Raw genomic sequence first — 5,705 nt, forward strand, 5'->3', positions numbered from 1 at the left:
CGCGACGACATCCACGAAGCGTTCCTCAGCCTGGCCTGCGGCATCATCTGCTGGCGCCGACTGGTCAACCTCTCACTTTGTTAGGAGTTCTAAGACCGGTGGTGGTGGAGTAGGTGATCGTCCGGCTGGGCAGGGCGGTACCGGTGGTGTCCGAGGTGACCGTGGTGGTGGTCGGACGGCCGGCGGCGTCGTGGGCGTAGGTGGTAGTGCGGGTCTTGCCTCCTGCCGTCACCGTGGCCGTGGCCTGGTTGCCCCAGCGGTCGTAGGTGTACGTGGTGACTGTCGAGGCGCTGCTGTCGGAGGCCGGAGCGGTGGTCTCGGTGCAGATCAGACCCGCCCATTCGGGGTGTCCGGCGCAGGTTCCCGTGCCACTGCCCATCCAACGGGTGTTGGTGGTGACGGTGGTGCCGGCGGCTTTCGAACCCGGCTTCGTGGTCGAGGCGATCTGCCCGTCCGAGGCGTAGGTGTAGCCGGTGGCCAGCGCGAGCCCGGAGGGGTCCGTGGTCTCCTTGAGCAGGTTGCCGGTGTCCCAGTCGTAGCTGTACGACACGACCTTGCTGTCGGCCAGAGTGCTGTAGCCGTCGATCAGGCCGCCTTCCGTTTCGGTGGTCACCAGCCCGGATGCGTCGGCCCCGGCCGGACGGTTCTCGTCGTAGGTGTAGGTGACGCGCTTGCGTGCGGCCCGGATGTCACCGGCGGCCAGGGATGTCGTGCCGGCACCGGCGGTGAGGGCCGTCTGGAGGGTGATCAGGTGCAGCGGTCCGGTCTCGGTCAGTTTGGCTCCCGAGTCGGTGTCGTAGGTGTAGACCGTGGCGAGTTGCTGGGCGCGCACGGTGGTGTCGCTCTGGTTCTGCAGGCCGAGCCGGGCCAGTGCCTCGGCGGCGTTGTCCGCGGTACCGAGTGCGAGTTCGCGGTTGGCGGCGGTGAGTTCGTAGGCGAGGTCGCCGTTGCTGTTGTACTCCCGCGTGGTGATGTGTCCGCCGGGGGCTGTCTCGTTGACGGCGTGCCCGTCGGCGTCCGAGTAGTACACGGAGGCCGTGGCGTAGGCGTCGTGGCCGAGGTCGGACCCCAGGTTGCTCGACACCGTGCCGGAGGTGAAGACGGCCGTCGCGTCAGTGGGCGCGGTCTCCTGCCCCCACGTGGCCACATCGGTACCGGACATCGCGTAGGGAGCGGAGTCACCGCTGAGCGGTACGTCGTAGACGATCGTCGTGGTGGTGTCCGCCTGATCCAGGGTGGCACCGGCCCTCGTGGCGGTCAGCAGCATGCCTGCGCCGGCCGTCGTGCTGGAACCGACCGACCCGTAGGTGAAGGTCCAGGAGCGCTGGCCCGGCTTGGTGTAGGTGGCGATCCTGTCGGCGCTGTCGTAGGTGTAGGAGGTCTTCAGCGGTGTGCTGATACGGGGGTCCCACGTCTGGCGCAGGTATCCGGAACTGTCGTATGCGTACGTCGCCACAGCGGTCGACGTGGCCTGGCTCGCGCCTGGGTCTGCGGCCCACAGCCGGATCTCGCTGACGCGACCGGTGTAGCTGCCGAAGGAAGCCGAGGTCGCGGTGGTGGAGTCCGCATACACGTACTCCAATGCACGGCAGCCGGTCACGGTCAGATCGGCGAGGCAGTCCGCCGGCTTGTGCGCGGAGCTCGCGGTGATGAGGTACTTCGGGCGCGCCAGCACCTCGTCGCCGGAGAACACCGCCTGGGACACGGTGATGGTGTCCGTCGCACTGGTGTCCGCGACGGTGTCCAGCGTCCAGGTTCCGGCGGTGGCAGAGAGCCGGAATACCGCTACGACGCCCGAGTCGCTCGTCAACGTGAAGACCGAGCCGGTCGTGGTGCCCGTCAGCGTCGCCCAGTCGGCGTCCGCCGAGGTCCAGGTGCCGTTGTTGAGGGTGAAGGTCGCCGTGGTCTCGCCGTCGAGGCCGGTCAGGGTGACCGACGAGGTGGAGTTCTTCGTGATGGTCGCGAAAACCGCCGCCTGTACGCCCGCGCCGGTGCCTGCGCTCCACCCGGGCCCGAACGTGTCAGCCACCGTGGAGTCGTCGTCGGCCTCGCGGTCCGACGTGCGGGAAACCGCACGGCGCAGCACCTGCAGGCCGAACAGGTCGGCGTCGGTCTCAGCGATGCTGTAGTTACCAGTCAGCAGATTGACCGTGCCCGGGCCGATATCCCGGGTCGGGCCGAAGCCACCAGCCCGGTCCAGGCTGATACTGCGGCTAGCTGTGTAGGCGTTGGTCGTGCCGTCCGATACCCAGGCACGGATCTCCACATCGCTGTCGACACCGAGGGTGTCCGCGACGTTCCACACCAGCTTGGTCGCCACGCCGTTGCTCATCGCGACAGGCCAGGTGACCGTGTTCCCACCCGAGGCCGTGGTGACGTTCTCAGCCGGAATGAGCTGCCAGTCGTCATCGTCGCCCAAGCGGTAGTACCACTGGATGCTGGAGTAGCTCGGCAGCCCCCTGGCCTCCAGCGTGACCCGGCGCGCCGTCGTCAGGCCATCCTTGGGCTCCGTGATCGCCGCGCCGTCCTCACCCACGCCGAAGCTGTAGGCGGTAGCAGTTGAAGAAATATTTCCTCCGGAGTCGACGGTCTTGGCGTACAGCGTGTGCCAGCCCTCGTCCGGGTCGATGCTGATGGTCAGCGCGTCGCCGCCGTTGCCGTCGGTCGTGTCCAGCTTGCGGTTGGGCACACTGTCATCGTCCAGCCCCCATAGATAGCCCGCGCCGTCGGTGGAAGTAGTCGCCAGCGTGCAGGAGACCGCGTCGTCCGACTTGGCTGTCCAGCCACTCTCCTCGTACGTGTCACATGTGATCGTCGGGGCGGCAGGAAGACCGGTGTTCATGACGAACGTGGTGTAGCCCGACCACGAGCCGTAGTCCGTGCCGTCGTAGCCCCGCACCCGGAAGCGCAGGTGCTTCCCGGCCGGAAAGGCATTGGCCGATCCGATGGTGAGCGTCGCCGTCGAACCCGAGGCCACCGACGACGAGCTGGCGGTGTACGAGTACGTCGTGTCGGCGTAGGCAGGATCGGCGGTGACCTCGAACTGAGCCTTGACCGTACTGCCGTCCGCGTCGGTCACCTTCGCCGACAGCGTCGGCGTCAGCGACGTCACGTACGTCTTGCCGTTGTACGGATTGGCGTACAACGGAGAAACGGTCGCGGAGGCGGTGGTGGCGTACGAGTTGTAGGTCACCGACAGCTTCGGCGCATATCCGGAGGTGGTGTAGTTCGCCGACCGGAAGCGACGCCAGGTGGTGGAGTCGGTCTCGTCCGCACTGCGGATCTGCAGGCCGTAGTTGGTGGAGCCGTCGGCCCACGCCTGCACGATCGTCTGCAGGTTCCAGTTCGACCACGCGGCCGGGCAGGACGAGGAGTAGCCCCAGTGCCCGGTATTCGTCGCCACGCCGGTCGTCGTGGTCGACGGCTGGGCTCCCCAGGTGATCGACGACGAGGACCAGGTGGAGGTGATGCGACGGGCCTCGGTGGCGGCACCGGAAGCGGAGCAAGTCGACGAGTAGTAATTGTACAGCGACATCGTCGCCGACGTGATGTGCTTGCCGGTGAACTTCGACACGTCGAACTTCAGGTACGAGCGTGCGGTGTCGGTACCGCCGTCGTACGTACCGGACTTCAGTTCCTGGGAGGAGATCTGCGAGTCGGGGTAGTCGGGGTTCTGCACCCAGGTGTCGGTGGTGACCGCGAGCGTGGTGGTCGGGTCGACCGTCACCGGGTAGGTCGCGGTGTCCAGGAAGTCCTTGTCCGGGGTCAGCACCAGGGTCTGCGAGCCGTCGTCCGCCGTTTCGACCTTCGTCGAGACCTGTTCCTGGTGCGCGGACTCACCCGAGGCGTCGTCCTTGGAGGCGTCCCACATCATCGGCGCGGGCGCCTCGGCGACCAGCTTGCCGTCGGAGTCCTTCAGCAGCAGATGCCCCGAGTCGGCCTGGGACAGCTTCAGCCCGTCCAGGTCCAGCGGGATCCGGTACGAGACGGTGTCGTCGGCCGGCTGCTGGGCGAGCTCGATGTTCTCCGAGAAACCCTGCGCCAGCACGGTCACCGACAGGGTCTGGCCGCTGCCCAGGTCATAGGACGCGGTGTTCTTGCTGACATCGGGGGTGGGCAGCTTCTCCGCCCACCCGAGCCCGAAGGAGTCCTCGCCCTTCGTGACCGACGCGAGTTGGGTGTCACCGCCGTCGGAGACGTTGATGTCCGCGGCGGCGGCCTGCGGCTCCAGGGTGTCCCCGGTGTCGGACAGCGAGGTGTCGATGGCCTTCCAGACCCCGTCCTGTTTCACCCGTACCGGACCGGCGTACGCCTCGGTCTCCAGCTCCCCGCTGGGCAGCGCGTACGTCGTCGAGTCACTGGTCCGAGCGGACAGCACCTCAATCTTGCGGTCCTGCAGACGGGCCATCAGCAACGCCGACGACTCGCTCTCGGCCTGCGCAGGACCAGACGGTTCGGACGACGCCGTAACCGACTCGGCCGCGGCCATTACGGACTCCGCGGCGAACACCATTCCCGTGCTCAGTGACAACAGCGCAGTCTCGGCCACAACGACCATGGCAATACCGACCGCGCTCTGGCGCAGCCAGCGCGCCCTTGGGGGACTCCCCTTTAATCTGCCATGGGCCACAGGTCTGTGACGCATGATCAGCTCCCTCCCGCTTTGACTCTCCGCAGCGCGGAGACGACACAAACGAGCTGATCTTGACAACAGGAGGTTGCCAAAGGTTCACAGAAGTCAAATAGGCCAATGTGAAGGAATGGCGCATGTAAAGTATTGGCAAATTCCACAAAGGGCACGCCTGGCGAGATTCAACCAATTGCCCCGATTGCCCACTTCAACCTCTACGGCTAAATCGGACATAAAATAAAAAAAATTCCCCTCCACTCCTCGTGCGGCTTTTACCGAAAGATGAAAGAAATTTAGAGGAGATCGCAAAGATTCCCGCATACATGTGACGAATTCGCGTAAGTTGACAGGTTAGGACAAAAGGACCCGGCGTCGTGCTGTCGCGTTCATGGTTCCGCGCCAGCCCGGTGCTGAGCGCGGCAAGCCCCGAGCGTGTCCCGCGCTACAGCCCGAAGCGGTCCAGAACGGTGGCATCCGCCCTGTCCGCTGCGGCCACCAGGAACGCGCTCACCCGGGCCCACGCGGGCGCATCGACAAGCTCGCGGCAGGTGGGCCGGAGCCGCCGGTCGCTGCGCTGCGATGGCGTCCTGGAGCGCAACCACCTGTCCCACCTGCGCTCTACCCGTTCGCCCTTCCCCCCTACCCGCGTCACCGAGGCCCGGTGACCGCGGGCCTGGAGCAGCTGCTGGCGACCCAAGCTGTGGACGGTGGCTTCTCGCTGTATCCCGACACCGACACCTGGGTGACTTCGATGGCGGGCCTGATCCTGGCCGAATCTGGCGCCGTCCCCCAGGCACTGACCGGCGGTCACGTCCACGGACGTGGTGTACGGCGGAGGATGTGAGGGCCGCGGGAGGCGGTCCCTCACATGGCTCAGTGACCGAGGGCGGGCGGTTGGCTCCCGGGCTCGGGTGCCCCGCCTGTGCCTACCTGAGCCACCACCAGCGGGCCGACAGCGGTTCCGCCTACCCGCGTAGGCCCTAAGAACTCCTAACAGAATGCTGCAACTCGCCTCGGAATGAAGGGGTCTGATGACTTGTTAGCCTGCACATGAGAAGGGGTGAGCGGCCGCCGT

At 66.4% G+C, this 5,705-nt stretch carries 1 protein-coding gene; it reads right to left on the reverse strand.

The features are described from left to right. Nucleotides 1–64: 64 nt before the first annotated feature. A complete protein-coding gene (locus tag ACWD5Q_RS34925) occupies nt 65–4,549 on the reverse strand; it encodes a DNRLRE domain-containing protein (RefSeq protein ID WP_451431095.1) in 4,485 nt (1,494 codons plus the stop codon). Nucleotides 4,550–5,705: the final 1,156 nt, after the last annotated feature.

The organism is Streptomyces sp. NPDC002513 (assembly GCF_053595355.1).